Source organism: Candidatus Culexmicrobium sp. (assembly GCF_058356305.1).
Genome location: NZ_JBTVBB010000019.1, coordinates 16,138 through 36,575 on the forward strand (window position 1 = coordinate 16,138; position 20,438 = coordinate 36,575).

Annotated in this window: 27 protein-coding genes; 7 read left to right on the forward strand and 20 right to left on the reverse strand. The window is 30.5% G+C overall.

Annotation, left to right across the window (positions count from 1 at the left end; translation table 11 throughout):
* Positions 1–99 precede the first annotated feature (99 nt).
* The gene (locus tag ACW8TM_RS06410) at positions 100–1,281 is read right to left on the reverse strand and encodes a pyridoxal-phosphate-dependent aminotransferase family protein (protein ID WP_491532453.1); all 1,182 of its coding nucleotides are present in this window, start codon (positions 1,279–1,281) and stop codon (positions 100–102) included.
* Positions 1,282–1,383: 102 nt separating this feature from the next.
* Between ACW8TM_RS06410 and ACW8TM_RS06415 the strand changes: the two genes are divergently transcribed.
* Positions 1,384–1,968 carry a DUF998 domain-containing protein gene (locus tag ACW8TM_RS06415; RefSeq protein WP_491532454.1) on the forward strand — a complete coding sequence of 195 codons (585 nt, stop codon included), beginning with the start codon at positions 1,384–1,386 and terminating at the stop codon, positions 1,966–1,968.
* A 90-nt stretch (positions 1,969–2,058) separates the two neighbouring features.
* Here ACW8TM_RS06415 and ACW8TM_RS06420 read toward each other — a convergent pair whose 3' ends face one another.
* The 16 genes from ACW8TM_RS06420 to ACW8TM_RS06495 all read right to left on the reverse strand — a co-directional run bounded on the left by ACW8TM_RS06420 (position 2,059) and on the right by ACW8TM_RS06495 (position 11,194).
* Entirely contained in the window at positions 2,059–2,796 is a 738-nt protein-coding gene (locus tag ACW8TM_RS06420) for a helix-turn-helix domain-containing protein (RefSeq protein WP_491532455.1), read from the reverse strand.
* Positions 2,797–2,921: 125 nt separating this feature from the next.
* Positions 2,922–3,284 carry a hypothetical protein gene (locus ACW8TM_RS06425; protein WP_491532456.1) on the reverse strand — a complete coding sequence of 121 codons (363 nt, stop codon included), beginning with the start codon at positions 3,282–3,284 and terminating at the stop codon, positions 2,922–2,924.
* Entirely contained in the window at positions 3,281–3,745 is a 465-nt protein-coding gene (locus ACW8TM_RS06430; RefSeq protein ID WP_491532457.1) for a hypothetical protein, read from the reverse strand. Before ACW8TM_RS06430 ends, ACW8TM_RS06425 begins: the two co-directional genes overlap by 4 nt.
* Positions 3,742–4,710: a hypothetical protein gene (locus ACW8TM_RS06435; protein WP_491532458.1), complete on the reverse strand. Its 969-nt coding sequence runs from the start codon at positions 4,708–4,710 to the stop codon at positions 3,742–3,744. Before ACW8TM_RS06435 ends, ACW8TM_RS06430 begins: the two co-directional genes overlap by 4 nt.
* Entirely contained in the window at positions 4,683–4,892 is a 210-nt protein-coding gene (locus ACW8TM_RS06440) for a hypothetical protein (protein WP_491532459.1), read from the reverse strand. Before ACW8TM_RS06440 ends, ACW8TM_RS06435 begins: the two co-directional genes overlap by 28 nt.
* Positions 4,893–5,175: 283 nt before the next feature.
* Positions 5,176–5,397 (reverse strand): hypothetical protein, encoded by a 222-nt coding sequence (locus ACW8TM_RS06445; RefSeq protein WP_491532460.1) that lies wholly within the window; start codon positions 5,395–5,397, stop codon positions 5,176–5,178.
* Between the two features lie 33 nt (positions 5,398–5,430).
* Complete coding sequence (locus ACW8TM_RS06450; protein ID WP_491532461.1) at positions 5,431–6,363, reverse strand: hypothetical protein; 933 nt, start codon at positions 6,361–6,363, stop codon at positions 5,431–5,433.
* A 58-nt stretch (positions 6,364–6,421) separates the two neighbouring features.
* The gene (locus tag ACW8TM_RS06455; RefSeq protein ID WP_491532462.1) at positions 6,422–7,333 is read right to left on the reverse strand and encodes a hypothetical protein; all 912 of its coding nucleotides are present in this window, start codon (positions 7,331–7,333) and stop codon (positions 6,422–6,424) included.
* A 5-nt stretch (positions 7,334–7,338) separates the two neighbouring features.
* Positions 7,339–8,106 (reverse strand): hypothetical protein, encoded by a 768-nt coding sequence (locus tag ACW8TM_RS06460; protein ID WP_491532463.1) that lies wholly within the window; start codon positions 8,104–8,106, stop codon positions 7,339–7,341.
* Positions 8,107–8,132: 26 nt separating this feature from the next.
* Positions 8,133–8,258, reverse strand: coding sequence for a hypothetical protein (locus tag ACW8TM_RS06465; protein WP_491532464.1), 126 nt, complete (start codon positions 8,256–8,258; stop codon positions 8,133–8,135).
* Positions 8,259–8,377: 119 nt separating this feature from the next.
* Positions 8,378–9,595 carry a site-specific integrase gene (locus ACW8TM_RS06470; RefSeq protein ID WP_491532465.1) on the reverse strand — a complete coding sequence of 406 codons (1,218 nt, stop codon included), beginning with the start codon at positions 9,593–9,595 and terminating at the stop codon, positions 8,378–8,380.
* Positions 9,596–9,864: 269 nt separating this feature from the next.
* On the reverse strand, positions 9,865–10,041 hold the full coding sequence (locus ACW8TM_RS06475; protein ID WP_491532466.1) for a hypothetical protein: 177 nt from the start codon (positions 10,039–10,041) through the stop codon (positions 9,865–9,867).
* A complete protein-coding gene (locus ACW8TM_RS06480) occupies positions 10,028–10,207 on the reverse strand; it encodes a hypothetical protein (RefSeq protein WP_491532467.1) in 180 nt (59 codons plus the stop codon). The genes ACW8TM_RS06475 and ACW8TM_RS06480 overlap by 14 nt, the downstream gene beginning before the upstream one ends.
* Before the next feature lie 10 nt (positions 10,208–10,217).
* On the reverse strand, positions 10,218–10,451 hold the full coding sequence (locus ACW8TM_RS06485) for a hypothetical protein (protein WP_491532468.1): 234 nt from the start codon (positions 10,449–10,451) through the stop codon (positions 10,218–10,220).
* Between the two features lie 4 nt (positions 10,452–10,455).
* Positions 10,456–11,046 (reverse strand): hypothetical protein, encoded by a 591-nt coding sequence (locus tag ACW8TM_RS06490; protein WP_491532469.1) that lies wholly within the window; start codon positions 11,044–11,046, stop codon positions 10,456–10,458.
* The gene (locus ACW8TM_RS06495) at positions 11,039–11,194 is read right to left on the reverse strand and encodes a hypothetical protein (RefSeq protein WP_491532470.1); all 156 of its coding nucleotides are present in this window, start codon (positions 11,192–11,194) and stop codon (positions 11,039–11,041) included. Before ACW8TM_RS06495 ends, ACW8TM_RS06490 begins: the two co-directional genes overlap by 8 nt.
* Positions 11,195–11,330: 136 nt before the next feature.
* Between ACW8TM_RS06495 and ACW8TM_RS06500 the strand changes: the two genes are divergently transcribed.
* Complete coding sequence (locus ACW8TM_RS06500) at positions 11,331–11,510, forward strand: hypothetical protein (RefSeq protein WP_491532471.1); 180 nt, start codon at positions 11,331–11,333, stop codon at positions 11,508–11,510.
* 403 nt (positions 11,511–11,913) lie between these two features.
* Here the strand turns inward: ACW8TM_RS06500 and ACW8TM_RS06505 are convergent, their stop codons facing one another.
* Positions 11,914–12,492, reverse strand: coding sequence for a TMEM165/GDT1 family protein (locus tag ACW8TM_RS06505; RefSeq protein WP_491532472.1), 579 nt, complete (start codon positions 12,490–12,492; stop codon positions 11,914–11,916).
* A gap of 167 nt (positions 12,493–12,659) precedes the next feature.
* Here ACW8TM_RS06505 and ACW8TM_RS06510 point away from each other — a divergent pair, with 167 nt between their 5' ends.
* The 3 genes from ACW8TM_RS06510 to ACW8TM_RS06520 all read left to right on the forward strand — a co-directional run bounded on the left by ACW8TM_RS06510 (position 12,660) and on the right by ACW8TM_RS06520 (position 14,717).
* Positions 12,660–13,307, forward strand: a complete 648-nt coding sequence (locus tag ACW8TM_RS06510; protein ID WP_491532473.1) for an MBL fold metallo-hydrolase — start codon at positions 12,660–12,662, stop codon at positions 13,305–13,307.
* Positions 13,308–13,413: 106 nt separating this feature from the next.
* Positions 13,414–14,259, forward strand: coding sequence for a nitroreductase family protein (locus ACW8TM_RS06515; RefSeq protein WP_491532474.1), 846 nt, complete (start codon positions 13,414–13,416; stop codon positions 14,257–14,259).
* A 5-nt stretch (positions 14,260–14,264) separates the two neighbouring features.
* Positions 14,265–14,717: an L-2-amino-thiazoline-4-carboxylic acid hydrolase gene (locus tag ACW8TM_RS06520; protein ID WP_491532479.1), complete on the forward strand. Its 453-nt coding sequence runs from the start codon at positions 14,265–14,267 to the stop codon at positions 14,715–14,717.
* 51 nt (positions 14,718–14,768) lie between these two features.
* Here ACW8TM_RS06520 and ACW8TM_RS06525 read toward each other — a convergent pair whose 3' ends face one another.
* Entirely contained in the window at positions 14,769–15,938 is a 1,170-nt protein-coding gene (locus ACW8TM_RS06525) for an MFS transporter (protein WP_491532475.1), read from the reverse strand.
* Between the two features lie 138 nt (positions 15,939–16,076).
* Between ACW8TM_RS06525 and ACW8TM_RS06530 the strand changes: the two genes are divergently transcribed.
* On the forward strand, positions 16,077–17,747 hold the full coding sequence (locus tag ACW8TM_RS06530; RefSeq protein WP_491532476.1) for an N-acyl-D-amino-acid deacylase family protein: 1,671 nt from the start codon (positions 16,077–16,079) through the stop codon (positions 17,745–17,747).
* Between the two features lie 3 nt (positions 17,748–17,750).
* Here the strand turns inward: ACW8TM_RS06530 and ACW8TM_RS06535 are convergent, their stop codons facing one another.
* The gene (locus ACW8TM_RS06535; RefSeq protein WP_491532477.1) at positions 17,751–18,506 is read right to left on the reverse strand and encodes a hypothetical protein; all 756 of its coding nucleotides are present in this window, start codon (positions 18,504–18,506) and stop codon (positions 17,751–17,753) included.
* 148 nt (positions 18,507–18,654) lie between these two features.
* Between ACW8TM_RS06535 and ACW8TM_RS06540 the strand changes: the two genes are divergently transcribed.
* Positions 18,655–19,818 carry an MFS transporter gene (locus ACW8TM_RS06540; RefSeq protein WP_491532478.1) on the forward strand — a complete coding sequence of 388 codons (1,164 nt, stop codon included), beginning with the start codon at positions 18,655–18,657 and terminating at the stop codon, positions 19,816–19,818.
* Positions 19,819–20,438 lie beyond the last annotated feature (620 nt).

Consider the following 20,438-nt stretch of genomic DNA (forward strand, 5'->3'; position numbering starts at 1 on the left):
TATCCATAATTTTAATTTAAGTTATGTGTATTCGTAACTATATTTTAGAGTCAATTAAAATTACATTTATTTAATTTAAAGTATTTTTATACGTTATTGTTAAAAGTTATTTTTAATGAGGACATTTTGAACTAGTGAAACTCCACTTCCAAGTTCAATTTTATATCCTAACTTAGCTAATGATCGCTCGATAGTTGCAATCGTAGATATTATGTCATTAGCATTAACTGGACCCATGTGACCTACTCTAAAGTATTTGGTCTTAATTGGAGGATATAGACCGCCGGCAATAATAATGTTTCTATTAGCCATCTCTTTACGGAAATTGTTTAAACTGACATTTTTAGGCAAATATATTGCCGTAACAGTTGAGGCAGCAACAGCTTCATTTTTAGCTAGAATTTTTAAGTCTATGCCCTGAACACCTTTTCTAAATGCCTCCGATAAAACTTTATGTCGCTTAAATCTATTTTCGAGACCTTCGTTAAATATCAGCTTTAAACTTTCATGTAGACCGATAATTAAGTTAACAGCAGGCGTAGCAAAATAGATAGGCTTCAATTGTTCATATGAGTTCATAACCTCAATCCATCTAGTAAAGTCCATGTAATATGGTGCATACCTAGCTTTAGTTTCATTAAGCCTCTCCAATGCTCTAGGTGAAAGCCAAATTAATGCTAAACCAGCAGGGACACCAATAGCTTTCTGACTTCCAGTAAAGACTACATCTAAATTCCAATCCTTCATTCTGATTTCTTCACCAGCAACACTACAAACGCCATCCACAACAAGTAATGCATCAAAATCCTTCACAATATGCCCTAACTCCTCGATATCATGTCTAACACCAGTACTAGTGTCAACATGAGTGACAGTTACTAAGCTATATCTTTTTTCCTTCAACTTCTTTTCAATTAAACTATTATCTACTACATCACCAGGACTCTTAACTTTGAGTATATCAACTTCAATAGGATACTTCTCTAGTAATTCAGCCATACGATCTCCAAAAACGCCATTGGAAATGACTAGTACATTGTCTCCCTTTCTAATGAAATTAGCGGTACTAGCCTCCATTGCAAGGGTTCCTGAACCAGCCAAGATTATAGGCTTAAACTCATCGCCAACGTATAATAGGCTTCTAAGATCACGTAAAGACTCCGCAAAAATCTCTGTAAACCTTTTAGACATATGGCTTAAATGTCCTTGACTAAGTGACCTCAATACAGAAGGATCGAAAATTATTGGGCCCGGAATCATTAATAAGTGTCGCTCCAGCATCAAAGTCACCAAAACTAATTGTCTATGCATCATTATATAAGATTATCAATTCAAAACAACAATTTTTACTATTATAAATCATAATATAATTAATGAACAATTATGAAGAGAAAGCAGTTATTAGAAATTTCCCGGGTATCAGGCATTTTATCACCGATAATTGCATATCTATTCATATTCATTGCAATTCAAAATGCACCATGGTTTTCATGGACTAAGAATGCTCTAAGTGACTTAGGAGTAGTGAATCTATCCCAAATTTATTTTAATACTGGGTTAATTTTAGCTGGAATATTAATGCTAATTTTTACCTTAGGGTTAAACTTAAAATTTAAATCATTAACATGTAAAATCGGCGTATACATATTAACTTTAGATGCAATATCACTAATTGGAATAGGTGTATTCCATGAAAATTATGGTCGAATACACTTATATTTTTCATTAGCGTTCTTCATATTATATCCAATAGGAAGCCTAATAATCGGAGGAAATTTAACTCTCAGTAAAAAAGACCTAAAGTTTGGCATGTTAAGTATAATTATGGCTTTAGCATCAATAGCTACATGGTTAATTCCATGGAAAAACTTCAACATAACTGGAGCAGCAATCCCAGAAATAATATCATCACTCTTTTCATCAACTTGGAGTATGTATACATCAATAAAATACTTAAAGTTAAAGTAACAACTACTAATCTAGATAATAAGGTTTTTGCAAAATTCACATTACCTTGAAGGCGATTCTCTTTTATTAATGATTTATTGGTTTGCAAAATTAGATGATATTTTTATTTTGTAGTTCTTTTAGCCATCTTGATATGGTTGGTTGTGATTTTCTTAATATGGTGGCTATTTCAGTTTGTGTTAATCCTTCATGGTAAAGTAATAATGCTAGTTCTTTTTCGTCTTTTGTAAATTCTTTCATGAAGGCTAATCTTAAGTCGAGTGTTTGTTCATCTCTCATTCTAGTATATAATTTATAAATTTCATTAGGGTAGCGTGTAGGGAAAATATCTTCAAATACGGGTTTTAATGCTAATTGAAAGTATGGTGATCTAACTACTTTATAAACGTAAGCTATACTATGAGTTTTATCATATTTTTTAACTAATGCTCTATATTTACATTTATTAAGAATATTTGATGGGATATCCTCGGTAATTGAAGTTAAAATTATTCCATTAACATCTGTTCTAGCTAAGTTAAACCATGCACTAAATTTAACTACATCTGGACGCCACCATTGAGTTTTAGGTAGATTTTTACCTGCATCGTCCATAGTTATACATAATAATGGTTTTCCCGTCCTAAGCTTGTGTGCGGTAATTCTAGCTAAAGCAATTGTAGGTTTGAAAAATAAATGGTCTAAAGCGCTATACCAATTACCATAGAGCTCTCTCATAGTATGAAGAGCATAACTAGTTTTACCTTCTTGACTATCGCCAAACACAAATATGCTTATAATTCCATTTTCTTTTTGTGCCTTTTTAATTAATCTAGTTAGTTCTAGCATTTTGATCACCATAAAGTTTTCTTATGTATTTACGATATTTTTCACAAATAGATCTACAATTAATATAGACGAATGGACAAATATAACTTAAAGGACATTTAGGTTTACTACTTAAAATTTTAACTTTATATATTTTTAAACTCATTTTCTCTTTCCTCATATCGCCCAGATCTTATTTTTCTTATTGGTTTAAGTAATTGTGATAGTCGAATTTGTGGTTTAGCTCCCTTAACTATTTCAATTGTTTCTTTTCGTCCTTGACGGTATCGACTAATTCTTAGTCTTAAAAATGCATTGACAAATATATCTAAACTATTAAATTTCCTATCATATTTATTTTGTAAATATTCATTGATTGCAACACAATTTGAAATTTTAATGATATCCATATCGTTTAAATCACTTAACTTAAATAAATCAGCATCTTTACTTTCAGTTGAAAGTAAATCAATAGCTCTTTTTACACTTTTGAATACATCTTCACTCATATGATGCTCACCTTAAAAATAGCTTTTAAGAAAGCTAATATTAGAAAGGTAATGAAGCCACCAACACAAATATACATTAAAATCTCATTTTTGCTTAGTTTAATTGTAGTTAAATTTTTAATTAAATTGCTTTCAGCTAATTCAAAGATTTCATCAATGTTTTTATGAACATCAATTAAACCATTTTCATCTAGGAAAACAAAACATGGTTTACCTTTATAGATCTTAATGTTTTTCAGTTTTTCCTTATCTTTAGTTAAATTCCATGAATAATGTTTACATTTAATTAAACCATGTTCATCTATTTTTGCTTTACAAATTTTAATAGCTGATTTCAATGGATGTATCACATATACTTTTCTCTTCAATGAGAAATCAAATTCTCTAAGCTTAAAAATAGCAATTATAGTTAATCCAAAAATTATTATTAGAATTTCAATTAACAATAAAAAGCTTATCATAATGGGATCAACTCCATTATTGCAGTTACAATGCTACTCAAAACATGATAGATCTTCAAAGCTAAATTAAAAATAGGATCTATTGAACCTTCTTCAATACATTGGAAAACAATACCCATTAAATATAAAGCAAAAATAGTTGTAATGAAAGGTGAAAGAGAAATAATAAAGCCAACCATTGCACTAGCAATTTGACCAATAGCACTAAAGAAATCAATAACCCAACCAAATCCCATACGTCTTAATTGATCTCCAATCCTATTTGGGATGTTAATGAACCATTGGACAAGTATATCTAATGGATCTCTCTCAGTAATTACGCCCTCAGAAACACTACCACCCACATATGTTTCTTCACATCTTAAGCTTAGATATAAATTACCAAATCCACTTGTTCTAACAGTTTTAACAGTAATCCAAACATCATAAATACCCCAATAATCAATCCCACTTTCCAACTTAAAGATCCCATCAAGTTCATTACCAATAAGTATTTTAAGATAATATTTGTAATCAGCACCAACAGAATATCTTTCATTATATACTATTGTGGTTGTCTCAAGATTACTACCACACGTATAAGTTACACCTTCATAGTCAGTAAACACTAAAGGAAATGTTAATCCAATCCAATTATAGAAATCTAAAGTAAAATTAAATGAGCATTGATAGAAAGTTGTGTTAAAATAACTATAATTTAATTTAATTGTAACAATAACATTAAAAGTAGTCCATAAATCTACATAGGCATCTTCAACAATAAATTTAAATGTAATTCTACCCGCTCTATCGTAACTTTTATGAAATTCAGCTATACACTCATTATTACCTTCATATCTAAGCCAAAATCCATTATCCCAAACTGAAATATCCTTGTAATTATTACTAATTACATCAAAAGCAAAACATTGCGGTATAAACAACAATAAAAGTAAAATTATGAATGTGAAAGCTCTATATCGCATCCAATCTCACCCTTATCCCTCTTAATTGAAAGAAACATGTAAAGATCTAAATTATCAGTAACAATTTTAAGAACTCGCTTTTTTGAACCTCTAGCAAACATCAACTTAGGGATTAGACTAAAAATAGAATTAGCCTTAAACTCCCTAATTGATCCATCATCATAAACAATACGAATAAACATACTAAACACCAAGTATAAAGTGTGCAATACTTAATATTTAAAAATTACCATATTATACCGTAAAATATAATAAGTTGGATTTTTCATTAGAATATGATGAAAAAGGATGAAACATTAATTTATATAATTGCGATTATATCTATTACAATACTTGAAATTGTAAATCTTTTAACAATGAAAATAGATGGAAATATCTTAAGCTCTGTTATAGGTTCGATAGTGTTTATTGTCACAAGGCAATATTATAAACGTTATAAGTTCAAAGAAAGGAAGTATTAGGTTTTCAAATTTTATTTCTCTCCTTTTCCATTAAATGTATGCGATAAATTATTAGGATTATTGCCCATGTAAGCGTTCCAATCCAACTAGCAAATGGTATTAATAGTAATGCAAGCATTTCAAAAAAGCCCAGTCTCCAAACAATTGCATATGGGTGATAAGCTAGAATAGAATAAATAAATAACAGTAAAATCGCTAAATCAATCTTCCAATACTTCCACTTCATCAAAAACATGAATAAAAAAGATAGAAATAAACTTTATGGATAAACTACCGAATATTTTGGTGACTCTGTAATGCTTACTTCAAAGAAGTATGCTTGTGTTTCACCACAACAAGCTTCAACATAAGGATAAACTGCATATATATGTATGTGATCAACTAAATCTATTATATGTGGCGTTTGATCATTGGTTAAACATGAAGGTGTTGGTTTACTATAATAAGGACACATATTTTTAGCATTTCTCCAATCATATAGAAATATGTCATTTTTAATTAGGTAAGCTAGATTGATAGAGAATTTTAATCGTTCTCCACTTTGCCAATTAGATTTAGGTGGACATGGAACAATTCTATGGTAACTTGCATCTCCATAGCTTGAACAAAGAAGTGATTCTGAAAAAGCGGTATTATCATGAACATCCTTGCTGAAAAATTGTGGTTCAATTGTTACGAATACATCTGGTGCATTTGGATCTCCTTCATAATCATTGAAACATTTACATAGCCACCCCATTAATACAAGACCAACTATATTTCTAGGAACGCCACCCAAATTCATTGGACATTCCCAACTTATTCCAAACCATGAATTGTAAATTCCTATCATAATATCAAGATTTAAGTATAAAGAACTAACATCTGCATAATAAACTATTGCCTCTCCATTTATAATATCCCCATCATATGATTTCCCATAGAAGTCATTTGGATACTTACAGCCCTTTGGTGATCCACCATTCATCAGTCCTTGTAGTGGTGATGCTCCAGCATATTTTCCAGTATTCGTTTTTATATAACATTCATAAGCCCATTCTCCTCCATAGAAAACTCTTTTTACATACCCTTCGTCATATGCTCCTCCAATCATTTCTTTCCAGTATCCATCTGGGCATAGTGGTTGTTCAAAGAATGGATCATGCCATTGTGGATAATATGTTTTTCCAGGATGTGAAATTGGTCTAGCCATATATTCACCCCGAAATCTAGTTAGAGAAAATAATATATAAATTCTACCGTATTTTCCTTTATATTACGATAATATCAAGTATAAATAGCATAATTGTAAAAGCAATAATTATTGTGAATATTTTTGATATAAAAGTATTTGAGAAAATACTTTCCCTATAAATTATGCTAATATAATCCACTTCAACTGTTATTTTTGCATTTAAAACCTCTATATAAAAGTTTATCCATTTCAACTTTATTTTTTCTGTATTTGGGAATAACCCTTTACATGATATCCATGCTTTTTTAAGATATGGTGTTAAGTTTATTTCATATTCTATCCATACATTACTCATTATCTGCTTAATACTAAATAGATTATGTGTATCATTATCATATTCTGGTGTTCTAAATCTCAATTGATCTCCTAAATAAACAATTTCATTATTCTTAGTTAGCCGAGTCCTTAAGAATGTTACTTCAAATTGGAAATTAGTATCATTTGTTGGAGCTGAATAGTTCTTATCTTCAACTTCAAAGAATAATGCCAATCCAATTTGAACATGACCTATATGCCCCTCTCTTATCATCCAATCTGGCAAAGATCCATTTAACCACTCGATATTACTTCTTTTTATCTTAATTTTAAGCAATAATATAAAATCATCATTAGGATTAATCAATACTTCATTTTTAAGTGGTGGTTCAAATGGAGCATATAAACCCCAACCATGTGGTTGCTTTCCTTGATGAATAAATCCCCATCCCAACTTATCATCAGAAACATCATCAACTACAGTTAAAACCCATGATCCATTGTAATAAAATTTTTTACTGCAAGAATAATTAACATTATAAAAACCTATTTCCCAAGTATTTAGTTCATAAAAATTACTATCATTTGAAATCTGTATATCTGAAATCGATATATAATTATAAACTGATAAGACGAAAATAATTGAAAAAAGAAAAAGAAGAATACGTTTCATTATTTTCACTTCGCAAGTCTCTTAAATATACCTATGATAGTAATTAAAACAGCCAATGTTAATATTATGTTAAATACATTAGTAAAGCTTTCTATCGTCATGTGTTGTTTTGCTATATTTAAAGCATAATTTAAATCATCAGATATAACTAGTGCTTTTATCTTCAATTGTATATATGTATAAACATCACCACCACCATTAAACTTAACTCCAACACCAGTTTCATAAAAACTATTTGTTCCAGTATCATAAGTTAGCATTGTTCCATTTTCAAATAATATTCCTAATTTTGTTTGCTGTTGAATATTAATAGCAATGCCAACAATATGATCAAAATTAGCTTTATTAATCTGTTGAGACCATAGTTCAATTGATGAAGTCCCATTTTCTTTCATTAAACATATTTTGTTATTCCAAGGATCAAATTTAAAAACTGATTTTTTCGTATCATCAGTATTATGCTGAATTTGAATTGAAAACCATTGAGCTGATGATAAGGTTGTCGGAGTAAATATATATGTAATCCATTTATTTGTTGGAATCCAAACTAAGCTATCATAAAGCTTTACTTCATAGAATCCTTGACCAATACATTTAATAAAAACATAGTTAGGCCTTTGCTCTACAATAGCATTACCATCTGCAATAATAATTACTTGGGGTTGTTTAAGATCATCGTTTAAATAATAAACATTATCTGAACAATATACAATTTTTATTGCTAGAAACACTAGTAAAATAGCTAGTATAAATATTTTAGATTTGCTTTTCATTTTTATCACCTTTTTACTGAAATTACTTACATTCTACCGAGATCACCTAATTTCTTTATTAATCTAAACAACATACCGAGAACTGCAATTGTGACTATAAGTGGTAATAGCTGAGTAATTAAATCAGTAACCTGAGATAAATCAACACTCATTATTTTAGTCCTCCTTTCTTATCATGATGTGAGACTCATCTAAAAATCGTTTCTCACATCAACAATTATATAAAAAATAATTTACATATATAAAAATTACTATATTTTACGGTAAAAAATTAATAAAATATTTTATCGGCCAGTTCTCTTGCTTTGTTTAGGATTTTGTTTATTTTTCTTTGACTTAGAGTTAGATAGTGTTTTCTCAATGTGTTTAGATCCGTCCATCCTACACCTATTATGCATCTCCCTTCATTACCGAAAACTTGTCCAGCACATATTTCTAGTGGTATATCTAATTCCCATGCAATATTCACATGGATTTTTCTAGCACAATGTGGTGAAAGCATCATTAGTTGTTTTAGTTTGAAGGGATCATTTTTAAAGTAAGACATTTCTTTACATACATTTCTTATTTCTTTATAAATCATTGAAAGTTCACGATAATTTTTAACTATCCATTTAGAGTTTTTGTTATTTTGTTGATAGTAAGCATATAATTCTTTAACTAAGTCTTTCCATATCCAGTTTAATGGTGCATTTTTCCATGTAATACCACCTTTTACTTTGCTTTCATATATTTCAGTTACTACACCACGTTTAAAGTCTATTTTATCCCAAGTAATAGAGAGAAAGCCACTTTTTCTTTTTGATCCTTCTCTACAACCTAACGTAATATGTAATTTTAAAACTAAAGCATGTTTATGCATATTATTAGTATAGAGGTAGTCTAATATTTTCTTTATATCTTCAGCGAATAACTCTATTACTTTTACGCTCTTTGTCCACTTTACTCTTAGATCTTGTTTTAAATGTGGTGCTATTGATCTAATTGCTATACAATATTGTTGTTTTAGACTTAAACTTTTTATTGAACCTAAAAATTTCCAACAATCTTCCAAAGTCCAATTTTTAGGATCTTTACGGTTAAGGAATAACCAAACCTTTTTGGCATACTTTAATCTTTCTTTATATGACAAAAGACCTTGAGCTTTAGCATACATTATAAACTTATTAACGGTTTCATAATCACTATAATCCATCTCCTTATTATAGAACACTTTTTTAGGTTTAAATTCCATTAAAAATTGCTTTAAATCATCTTTATATCGCTCTAAATCTTTTACAACCCTATAAATCTGATAGTAATCAGCATTATACTTTTTAGCCAAATCATAAGGTGTTTTTCCATTAAGCCATATACTTTGTAAAATATCTATTGTTACTTCTAATGGATCTCTATTTTGCTCTTTCATTATCCTAAGAAAATGTTTTCTACCTCTACCATTTTTAACCTTGTTTTCAACATATTCAATCAAAATTTTAGGAATTTCCACACTATTCACCCCCTTAGATTTTTCATATTACTTTATTTTACGGTAATATATAAACTTTTACCTTTTTGCAAAGTAAATTTTGCAAAAAACATTGTTTTGATGAAACAAATAATGCAATATCAAAAGAATTAGGAAAATAAAAGTTAAAATTATTAACAAAAACACATAAATGAAATTAATTATAATGAAGCTAATTGAAAAAGAATTAAAAAAGTTAAAACAAAACAGAATTGAAAATGTCAAAGAAAATAATAAAATAACATATATTGCTAAGAACATGAACATGTTTCATCATCCATACATAACAATTTAGCTTCTCTAATTTGTTCATAGAATTTAATAATTTTCGTTAGATCATTAAGTAGATTATCAATTGCTGTAATTGATGAGTTTTTTAGTTTAATTTTTATTTCGTAATCTTTTAGTTTTAATTCAAATTCCATCATTTTCTTCACCTAATTTTTCTTCAATTTTTTGTAGAATATGTTTAATATGGTAATACGCATCTTCTGGTGTTGTGCTTAATAGTTGCGAGTAAAGTAGCAGTAGTTTTGTATCTTTTATTATATTAGTATAATGTTGTTTTAATATTAACAAATCAGTTTTAGACATAATTATCACCTTATTTTATTTTTAATTGTAATTGGTTTGAGTAAAGTAGATGATATAGGGTTTCTTTGTATTCTTCAAGTTTTTGTAGAGCATTTTTTATGTGATAATACTTACATGTTTCATCACAAATAAATTCACAACCAATACAATAATTTTTGAAAATACTGTTAGTTATTCTTAATAAGTATTTAGTTTTCTTATAAGTTTCTCTTAATGCCTTTTGAAAAACGTATAATTCATTCATAATCTCACCTTTTTAGTTTAATTTTGATTTTTGAACTAATTGCGATATTTAATGCATTTTTTAGTTCTGTTAGATCATTATATGCATCATTTAATTTTACTAAAACATGTTTGATTATCGGTTCTCTAAATGTATTGAAATAATCGTTTAAGTCATTTAATATTTTATTGAATTTTTTCATGAGTTCTCTATATTCATTTATATATTGTGTATCAATAATTATGTCAGCTAATTGTTTACATTGTTTTTCTAAAGTGGTTTTTATTTTTTGTAATTTTCTAATCTGAATATATTTAGCCACTAATGATTTGTCTGAAAAAGCGTTTGTATAACAGTCTAAGCATAAGTATTTACCTTTATCAACGTAAATGAAAGCTTCACCAATTTTTATAGATCCACTACATTTGAAACATTTACTTTCAAATTTTGCAATCAATAATTTAGGTGTGATTATTTTTTCGGTATTAGGATTTTTTAGGTAAAGATCTATTGCGTTGTGCATAAATTCTTTAATTGTCATATTATGTTTGTTGCAAAATTTTGTTATTTGCTCATATATTTGTTGGTTAGTTCTAAAACTTATAATTTTACTCATGACTTTCACCTTTTATATTTTTGTAATATAGATCAATCAAAAGAACAATAGTATCAGCTAATGTCTTATTATATTTGTTTGCAATTTCTACTAACTTATCATAATATTCTTTCTTTAAGCTTAAGCTTTTATAGTTTTTTGGTGGCATGATTTTACACCATAGTAATTTACGGTAAAAAACTTAATAAATATTGCGGTAATGTAATTTACATTACCGTAATGTATAAATATTTTACACATGATATAAAATGGTGGTGGTAGTAGTAGAGAGGTAGGTGAAAGTAATGCCACCTAAAAAATTCAAAAGCGTAACCATAACTGAAGAAATATATAATAAACTTAAGCAATATATGGATGAAATTAATTCACAATATGGTTATAGAAAGTATAGATCAATAGCTCAATTGGTTGAAGATGCAATAATGTTTTATATTCAAAGTATGCAGAAACAAAAACAAACCTAATATATTATTATTTAAATAGATAGCTAGATAGTCTTGTGTAAACAAAAAACCATATTACCGTAATATAAAGCGTATACAAAATTACTTTGCATGTTTACACCTTTACAAATGTAAATAAAAAAGAAGCTAGGAGAAAGCTTATTTTCGTCTAAAAAGCTTGGAGAAAGCTTATTTGTTGATGTAATACATTACCGTAATTTAACGTAATTTTGCAAAGTTTTTTGCAAAGTAAATTTTTGTAAAAAGTATATTACCGTAATATCACGTAAAATTATCTAGAGTAGTACTATTATGACTTGACAATATATAAGCCACAAAATTTAAGTTAGTTATTCAGAAAAGGAATTCATTTTTATCAAAGTCATTTTGGGTTAACTGTAATTGTAATCTTTAAACGTTGTAATCAATTAACAGCTAAAACTTCTATCAGAATGTATATGCCTGCTAGAATAAATGATATTGACGATACAATATTTATATGTCTTATTTTTAAAAACCTATGAAGCTTAGACCCGACAATAACACTTACACTCATCATAAAAAATGCAGATAAAACAACGCCCATAAGAGTCATTAAGGGCGAATTACTTGCCAAAGCAAGGGCTAAGACAGACAAGTTGGTTTTATCAGCCATCTCCATTGAAGAAACCAATATAAAAGAAGTAATAAGTGTTTGTCCTCTACTTTTAAGATTAATATTTCCCATACTATCTTTATTTTTTAGCATGAGTAAACCAAAGGTAATGAAAAGTAAAGCTGCACTAATTCTTGCCCAAAAATAGGGTATAGAAAAACTTGCCCAGTAGCCCAAGACAAAGCAAATCAAATTTACTACAATAAAACCAGTTAAACTACCAATAAATACTGGAAGAAATCTGAACTTGGAGGCAAGCAATATCGTGATAATTTGAGTCTTATCTCCAAGTTCAGCTAAGGTAACTAGTGCAAATGAAGTCACAAAGGCTGTTAAGTTTTCATTCACAGCAATCACCTCCAATCGAGGTCATTTTAATGCTAATAGATGAAAGGGTATTATTTATTTTTGCATCAAATTAAATCTAAAACTTTAACTCCTAAGCACTTATAAGGAGTTTATAATAAAACGTTAAATTATTCTAGGAAAAATAATATAAATTAGATAGTGAGATTATGGTGAAAATAAAGTTAAAATATCTAGGTCATGCGAGTTTCCAAATAAAGGTTGATAATAAAGTTATTTATATAGATCCATATGCAGGAGAATATACTGAAAAAGCAGATTTAATTCTAATAACGCATTCACATCGAGATCATTGTAACTCATTAAAAATAAAGGCAATCCAAAAGGAGGATACGTTGATTTTAGGTCCTAAACCATGTTTAACCATGATTAGTAATATTAAAGTTATCCAAGAAGGAGATAAAATCAACTTTAACGACATACTTATCCAAGCAGTCTCAGCATATAATGTTAAGCGATTTAGATCACCTGGAATTCCCTTTCATCCAAAGGGTTTTGGAGTTGGATACTTGATCACAATTAACAATAAAACACTTTACCATGCAGGAGACACGGATCTTATCCCTGAAATGAAAGCATTAAAAAATATTTACTTGGCCATGCTTCCAATAGGAGGAACATATACGATGGATATTGAAGAAGCAATTGAAGCAACGAAAATAATTAAACCAAAAATCATAATTCCAATGCATAGAAGAGATAAAAGTCCACTAGAATTTGCTGAAAAAATAAGAGGAAAAATAAGAACTGTAGTAGTTATACTTGAATCAAATGAAGAATACGATTTAATCACATAACTTGGTGTCCCTATCCTTAAAAGTTAAAATGACAATGATTTACAGCTTATTTTAATGTAAAAACTTTTAACAGTTTACCTTAATAAATATACTTCAGTGAAATAGAATGAAGAAACATTTTAAGATTTTTGGTTTTTCTGAAAGTGATTTAATGCGAATAGATCCCATGGTTTTGAGGGCTATTATACATGAACGAACTCATCATACAATTGAAGTTCCGTTCTATAGGATATTGAGGGGTAAAATAAAAATTCCCAAAGATTTCGGTGAAATAGTCTGCTTTTTACTAGATATATGGAGAAGACGACGATTGCCTATGGATACACCTGACATGAAGTGGGTTAAACAATATTTAGATCTAGCTCTAAAACTTAGAAGAGGCGAAAAGATCCATCTTGACACTAAACTTCCCAGACCCTTTAACGATAAGGAAATGATGGTTGTTGAGAAACTTCTCTATGAGCGTAGATCTATTAGACAATGGAAACCTAAACCTGTACCAGAAGAATTAATTAGAAAGATCCTCTATGCTGGATTAATGGCTCCTCAGGGATGCAATCTTGGTGCAACTAGATTTCTAATACTTCGCACTCCTGAAGAGAAAAAGTTGGTAAGAAGCGATATCCCGGTTGATAATGCAGTTATAATTGTTGTTTGTCAAGATATGCGTATCTATCGTGCATTGAAGTATGATAAACTTGTTCCACAGAATATATTTTATGATGCTGCGGCAGCCGCTGATCACATATGTCTCATGGCCCATGCACTTGGACTTGGAGCTGTATGGCTGACCCATGGGATAGAATCTACTAGGAGACTCAGAAAATACTTTAACTTGCCAAACTATATTGAATCACGCCTACATATTGCAGTAGGCTGGCCAGATGAAGCGCCAATTAAATCACAGAGAATGATTTTAGATGAAGTAATAATTGGAAAGTATAGGGGGTAAATTTGGTGGAGAAGAAAATTCTCACTCCTGAAGAAGCTGAGGAGGAAGTAAGGAAAATGGCAAGACTATTTGGATTAATGTTTTATCACTTTACAAATCTCCTAGTCGAAAAGTTTGGCATAGAGAAGGGTATTGAACTTGTTAAAGAAGTAGTCAAACGCTTTGGGCTAGAAAGAGGTAGAAAAATTAGAGAGGAGGTCTTGAAAAAAGGTTTAAAATTAACACTGGAGAACTTTAAGAGGTTTTCAGATCTCCCAAATCTTGGCTGGGGTAAAGGAACAAGGGAAACATTTTGCCCGTTTGCTGAAATATGGATAAGTAAAGGTGCTGAGGAAATATGTAAAATATACTGTGATGTAGACATTTGGAAAATTCTCGGTTATAATCCGGATATTAAAGTTAAAAGAGTTAAATGGGTTCTGGAAGGGGATGATTACTGTGAATATGAAATGAAATAAATGGATTAGGATTGTAACATTTAAAATTAAAATTATATCTATAGATTTAGTTCAATTACTATGTTTTCCTAATCTTGCAAATTGAATTGATATTAAGGAAATAAATGTAAATATTGGGAAGAGTGTTAAAATTGATGTATATCTCCCCGTTAGCTCTATACAGTAGCCCATTATTAATGGCCCTAATAGGAAGCCTAAATCGAAAGCCATTGTATAAACTCCTGATGCAAAACCTCTAATCTCACTTGGTAAGTCTCCTAGAGCTAAAAGTTGCAGTGATGGAACTATTAATCCTAGTCCAATTCCGAAGATTGAAGCAGCTATATAGGCTATTGGTGGCAGGTAGTAAATATATAATACTAGATAGGATATCATAACTAAGATTAATCCTAATGTTGCGACTGGTATTGGCCCTTTTCTATCCGCAATTCTTCCACTTGTAGCTCTTGTCAATATACTAAAGCCTCCCTGTATACTTGCATATAATCCATATACACTCGCTCCAAATCCTAGCTTCTTATATAGAGCTGGAAGGAAAGTAAATACTCCGCTAAATGACATTGCATGAAAGGCTACTGCAATCATTGGACAAATAAACGTTAATTTTAATAGATGCTGAATATCTCTGAAACTACTTCTTCCTTCCACATGCTTCCTTGCATATTTCTTAGCCGATCTTTTAGCTATAAATAGTATTCCAAGTGAGATTATTGAGAGGATAAAGGTCGCTATGAAAGTAACATTATAACCTGATAAATCCGAAATATAGCCACCAATTCCAGGACCTATAAGTTGACTTACTCCAAACATGGTACTTCTCCATCCAAGTGTTTCACCAACTCTAGCAGGTGGAGAAAGATCAATTGCAGTGGAGATAGATGCAGGTAAAAAGGATGCTGAAGCAAAACCATGAACAATTCTTGCCACTGCAAATACCCATATATTATTCGATGAAGCATAGATTAATGCTGCAATAGATCCCAAAAAGCATCCAAGCATCATAGTTTCGAAACGATAACCTCGATCACTGAGTAATCCAAAAATAGGCCTCATAATGAGCGCTGTTATTGAAGTTAGAGCAGATAAGAATCCAATAATTAATGGAGTAGCTCCAAGTGAAATTGAAAATGGTGAAATTATTGGTGCCACAATCATTATTCCAAGAAAAAATGTAAAAGTTGCGAGATGAACTGCCCATATCGACCTAAAGGATGAATCCATCATTCATCACCATGACACTGGATTATATGCTTTAAGCATTAAATTCTTTTAAATATTTCTTAAAGTCAAGTTTAATAATTCATTTTTATTGAGCCAACTCTTATTTACAGTACATATCATAATGTTTTTGGTGTTATAATGTTTGATATTGTTATTAAAAATGGAGTTATAGTTGATGGAACTGGAAATCCATGGTATAGAGCAACTATTGGAATTAAAGATGGAAAAATAATGAAGATAAGTAGATGCAACTTGAAGGGTGGAAATATTATTGATGCTGATGGAAAAATTATTTCTCCAGGGTTTATTGATCTACACTCCCATTCAGATATGATGTGTAGAAATCTAGTTTATCGTGAAGCTATCAATAGAGTCAAACAGGGAATAACCTGTGAAGCTATTGGAAATTGTGGCTTTTCAACCTTTGGATGGACAAAGGAGTTTGCTAAAAAATATGAGGAAAAATTGCATGAACATGGTTTTCGAATCAAAATCGACTGGGTAACCTTAAGGGAATGGAAGGAGAGAATTGAAGCTAATGGTTACGCTATCAATATTGTTCCATTCTGTGGATTTGGAACCATTAGAATGAGTGTTCTAGGTGGGGAAGGTGAGGGTGGAGAGCGATCAGAAATTACAGTTGATGAATTGAATATGATGAAGGATTTATTAGAACAATCAATGAAAGATGGAGCTTTTGGATTAACTGCCGGATTAGAATATGAAACTCAAAGAAATGCATATACTGAAGAGCTTGTTGAACTATGTAAAGTAGTTTCAAAATATGGTGGAGTCTTCATGGCTCACATTAGGTCTGAAGATGACATGTTAATTGAAGCAGTTAAAGAGTTTATTAGAATATGTAAAGAAGCAAGAATAGCTGGATGTATATCGCATCATAAAGCATGTAGTCCGAATAATTGGGGAAAACCTATGGAAACTTTACGGTTAATTAGTGAAGCTAGAAAAGAGGGAATTGAAATTATATGCGATGTATACCCTTGGCTTTTTGTAGCAGTTTCAAATGTAGGATCCTTCTTTCTACCACCTGAAAAATCAATTGAAAAAGAGAAAAAAGACCTTCTTAAAAGACTTGAAAATCAAGAGGAATGGCTGAAAATTAAAGGAGAGGCCATTGAAAGATTTGAAGAAGAAAGAGAGTATATTGAAAAGAAAAGAAAGGAGCTTGAAAGAAAAGGTACACCATTTAGAATTCCATGGGATCCATCAACCTATTATGTTATTGTAAAGTCCAAGTCTCATCCAGAATTTATTGGAAAAAACTTTTCTGAAGTCTCAATTTTGATGGGATTAGAAGATGCTTGGGAAGCTATGAGAAAACTATATTTAATGGATGATGGAGAGACTACAGTTGCCCTTGGATGTATGCGAGAGGAAGATGTAATAGAAATATTAAAGGCACCTTTTTCAGCAATTTCAACTGACGGTTCAGCTGAAAGTGAACCAAAAGCATTACATCCAAGAAACTATGGGACATATCCTAGATTTTTAGGCTACTATGTTAAGGAGAGAAAGATAATGAGATTAGAAGAAGGAATTAGAAAGATAACATCATTACCGGCACAATTTCTAGGTCTTCAAGATAGAGGAATTATTAAGGAGAGATTTTGGGCTGATATAGTAATATTTGATTATAGAGGAATCGAAAATTTAGCTACCTATAATAATCCCTGTGTTTATCCTAAGGGTATAGACTATGTTATAGTGAATGGTGAAATAATCGTTGAAAAGGGTGAACATACAGGTGGACTTCCAGGAAAAGTATTGTTGCATGGAAATTATACTTAGCTGTTAGTAGTGCAGGTTACGCCCATACTTACAAGCTTTCTGACATTCAATACACATTAGATGTGATTTCCTAGTTATAGATGGTTCATACTTTTCAAACAACTTGAGATAATGTGCATCTTGACAGTCAGTTAAATGTATACCTACAAGGCATTTTTTATCGTCAACTTTGTATGGGGATAAAGCTTTAACTGGGCAAGCATTAATACAATCTTCACAATCGTCACATAAGTCTTCTTCAAAGGGCTTATCAGCGATTAGTTTGGCATCAGTTAATATTGCAGCAAATCTAATCCATGGGCCATAAACAGGATTAATTATTAGAGAATTTTTTCCAAAATTTCCGAAGCCAGCCATTTTGGCTAATATTTTAAGCGGCATCCTACTAACTGGAACAGCTTTAAATCCCCTCATTTTTAAGTAATAAGTCATTTTTAATTCAATAAACATTAATGGATAGTATCCGGGATAAATCCACTTACCATCATGTTTGACTGCTAACTCAAAAATGTCATCCCATACATGATATCCTAAAACAACTATTGAATTGGATTCAGGTAAAATTTCAGAAGCCTTTTTAGTATAGCTTTGAATTGTCCATCCCACCCATACTCTAGGCTTAGAATCGATATCTTCAACTGAAACTATACCAATGAGATCAGCACCATTCCTTAAGGCATACTCTTTAATTTCTCTTGTAAGGAGAGCAGCCTTATAATTCAAATATATAGCCTCCAATCGTTCTACTCGTCCTGACAATGTCTATTCATAGTACCTCAATAGGTTATTAATAATCTTTAATTTTAAGCCTGAGGGAGGGGCAATTATTATATGATAGCTTTAAAATTAGATTAATATTACATGGTACATTTAGGCAGCCAACAAATTAGACAATGGAAGTGAAGACATGACTATAAAGCCAATTAGTAAATTCAAGGACATTGCACTTCTTTCATTAGCTCTTTCATTGACTACTCTTATTAGCATGAATGTTGTTTTGCCAAGTCATATAGCTAAACTTGGAGGAGACATTGCTTTAATTGGACTAGTCTACTCTATACGTTCAGTTGTCAGGAGTACTTCAAGAATATTAAGTGGAATAGGATCAAACTTCCTTGGCAAGAAAAAATTGATTTTAATTGGATTACTAGTTAGAGCTTTAGCTTTCTTCACTATTTTCTCAGCTACAGACATATTAATGGTAGCTATAGGTATGACAATTATTGCTTGTTCTGAAGGATTAATTGAACCAGTATTTCTATCTAGTGCGGCTGACATTTTTGCAGATACATCAATGGCTGCTACAGCTTTTGGAATTGCATTTACAATTAGAAGAAGTCCAACAGTTATTGCACCAGCTTTCACTGGATATATAGCTGACCAAATGGGGTCTCAAACTGTATTTTTAATAGCCTTCCTCTTCGCCATAGTAGGCTTCATATTATCTCTAAAAATTAGAATAAAAAATCCAAGTTCAAATATAAAGAAAAATTCATTTACTAATGTTAAAGACATATTCAACAGGCCATTTTTAATACTGTTAATGGCATCAATATTCCTTTTTACAGCTGTTTCAGCCATGACTCCAATACTATCATACTGGGTTATAGACAAGTTAAATTATAGTTATACCACGTTAGGTATGATTTTAACAGTAGGGGCTTTTATAGGAATATTCTCGAGAGTTTATATTGGCTATTTATCAGATAGAATAGGTCATGTTAACATGCTAATCCTAGTTGGATTAGTTAGATCGATTTCAACTTTACTCTTGATATTTGTAAGAGACCCCATCTCAATTGCTCTCTCACGTTTTCTATGGAGTGCTGTTATGGCTGCCCCACCAAGAAATGCTTTAATAGCAACTCTCTGTAATCGAGAATCATATAGCGTAGCATATAGCATTGTTGGAATTGCAATTGATATCGGAAGAATTTTAGGTCCAGGAATTGTTGGCTACATAATTAGCTTATATGGATTCAATTGGGGTTTCATTACAATATCTATGTCTTTAGTCGTCTTTATGCTAACATTATTAATTCTAAAGAAAAACTTAAGACAACACATTTAAGATTAATGATTGCTTTAACACAAATAGTCCCAATTTGGGAGGAAACCATAGAAATATGATATGAAGGGAAATTGACGATACTGGTGTCATAGTTATGATTTACGCTTTAAAACGTTAATAGATTTAAGTGTTATGCTCAGAGAAGTGTTTTAATTGACATTAATTATTGAAAAGAAAAATCATGAGTGAATAATAAAGGAGTCCTCGTAACTTATGAAACATTCTCTAATAATCGAACCAGATAGAAGCTATCTATCAGAGTGAAACGCAATTAACTCTATAGTTTAATTAACCAATACATAAATGAGTAGAATGAATATGCACACTAACCTACATAAAATTTATCGAGATGATTAATATTTAACAACTCGTTGCAGGCAAAGAGATTAAAGAAATCAGCTAATTGATTATAAGATAAAACCTTTAAGTGAAATTATTATAAGTGATATATTACTAAATATACATGATTATGAAAAAGAGAAAAAACCAAAAAAATGAGAGAGAAGACGAGAGAGGAAATTCTAATTATAGAAAGGGGGAAGAACTTATAGGAAACATTATGTATGAGGAAAGTAAGCTTAAAAAATGGGTTGAATATAAAAGAGGAATTAACTCCTCTT

Coding starts and splice junctions, on each gene's coding strand:
- ACW8TM_RS06510 (WP_491532473.1), top strand. CDS start 12,660: ATGGTGAAAATAAAGTTAAAATATCTAGGTCATGCGAGTTTCCAAATA.
- ACW8TM_RS06430 (WP_491532457.1), bottom strand. CDS start 3,745: ATGATAAGCTTTTTATTGTTAATTGAAATTCTAATAATAATTTTTGGA.
- ACW8TM_RS06495 (WP_491532470.1), bottom strand. CDS start 11,194: ATGCCACCAAAAAACTATAAAAGCTTAAGCTTAAAGAAAGAATATTAT.
- ACW8TM_RS06445 (WP_491532460.1), bottom strand. CDS start 5,397: ATGAAGTGGAAGTATTGGAAGATTGATTTAGCGATTTTACTGTTATTT.
- ACW8TM_RS06500 (WP_491532471.1), top strand. CDS start 11,331: ATGCCACCTAAAAAATTCAAAAGCGTAACCATAACTGAAGAAATATAT.
- ACW8TM_RS06515 (WP_491532474.1), top strand. CDS start 13,414: ATGAAGAAACATTTTAAGATTTTTGGTTTTTCTGAAAGTGATTTAATG.
- ACW8TM_RS06485 (WP_491532468.1), bottom strand. CDS start 10,451: ATGAATGAATTATACGTTTTTCAAAAGGCATTAAGAGAAACTTATAAG.
- ACW8TM_RS06415 (WP_491532454.1), top strand. CDS start 1,384: ATGAAGAGAAAGCAGTTATTAGAAATTTCCCGGGTATCAGGCATTTTA.
- ACW8TM_RS06435 (WP_491532458.1), bottom strand. CDS start 4,710: ATGCGATATAGAGCTTTCACATTCATAATTTTACTTTTATTGTTGTTT.
- ACW8TM_RS06440 (WP_491532459.1), bottom strand. CDS start 4,892: ATGTTTATTCGTATTGTTTATGATGATGGATCAATTAGGGAGTTTAAG.
- ACW8TM_RS06410 (WP_491532453.1), bottom strand. CDS start 1,281: ATGCTGGAGCGACACTTATTAATGATTCCGGGCCCAATAATTTTCGAT.
- ACW8TM_RS06460 (WP_491532463.1), bottom strand. CDS start 8,106: ATGAAAAGCAAATCTAAAATATTTATACTAGCTATTTTACTAGTGTTT.
- ACW8TM_RS06420 (WP_491532455.1), bottom strand. CDS start 2,796: ATGCTAGAACTAACTAGATTAATTAAAAAGGCACAAAAAGAAAATGGA.
- ACW8TM_RS06465 (WP_491532464.1), bottom strand. CDS start 8,258: ATGAGTGTTGATTTATCTCAGGTTACTGATTTAATTACTCAGCTATTA.
- ACW8TM_RS06525 (WP_491532475.1), bottom strand. CDS start 15,938: ATGGATTCATCCTTTAGGTCGATATGGGCAGTTCATCTCGCAACTTTT.
- ACW8TM_RS06540 (WP_491532478.1), top strand. CDS start 18,655: ATGACTATAAAGCCAATTAGTAAATTCAAGGACATTGCACTTCTTTCA.
- ACW8TM_RS06455 (WP_491532462.1), bottom strand. CDS start 7,333: ATGAAACGTATTCTTCTTTTTCTTTTTTCAATTATTTTCGTCTTATCA.
- ACW8TM_RS06480 (WP_491532467.1), bottom strand. CDS start 10,207: ATGTCTAAAACTGATTTGTTAATATTAAAACAACATTATACTAATATA.
- ACW8TM_RS06450 (WP_491532461.1), bottom strand. CDS start 6,363: ATGGCTAGACCAATTTCACATCCTGGAAAAACATATTATCCACAATGG.
- ACW8TM_RS06530 (WP_491532476.1), top strand. CDS start 16,077: ATGTTTGATATTGTTATTAAAAATGGAGTTATAGTTGATGGAACTGGA.
- ACW8TM_RS06425 (WP_491532456.1), bottom strand. CDS start 3,284: ATGAGTGAAGATGTATTCAAAAGTGTAAAAAGAGCTATTGATTTACTT.
- ACW8TM_RS06475 (WP_491532466.1), bottom strand. CDS start 10,041: ATGATGGAATTTGAATTAAAACTAAAAGATTACGAAATAAAAATTAAA.
- ACW8TM_RS06490 (WP_491532469.1), bottom strand. CDS start 11,046: ATGAGTAAAATTATAAGTTTTAGAACTAACCAACAAATATATGAGCAA.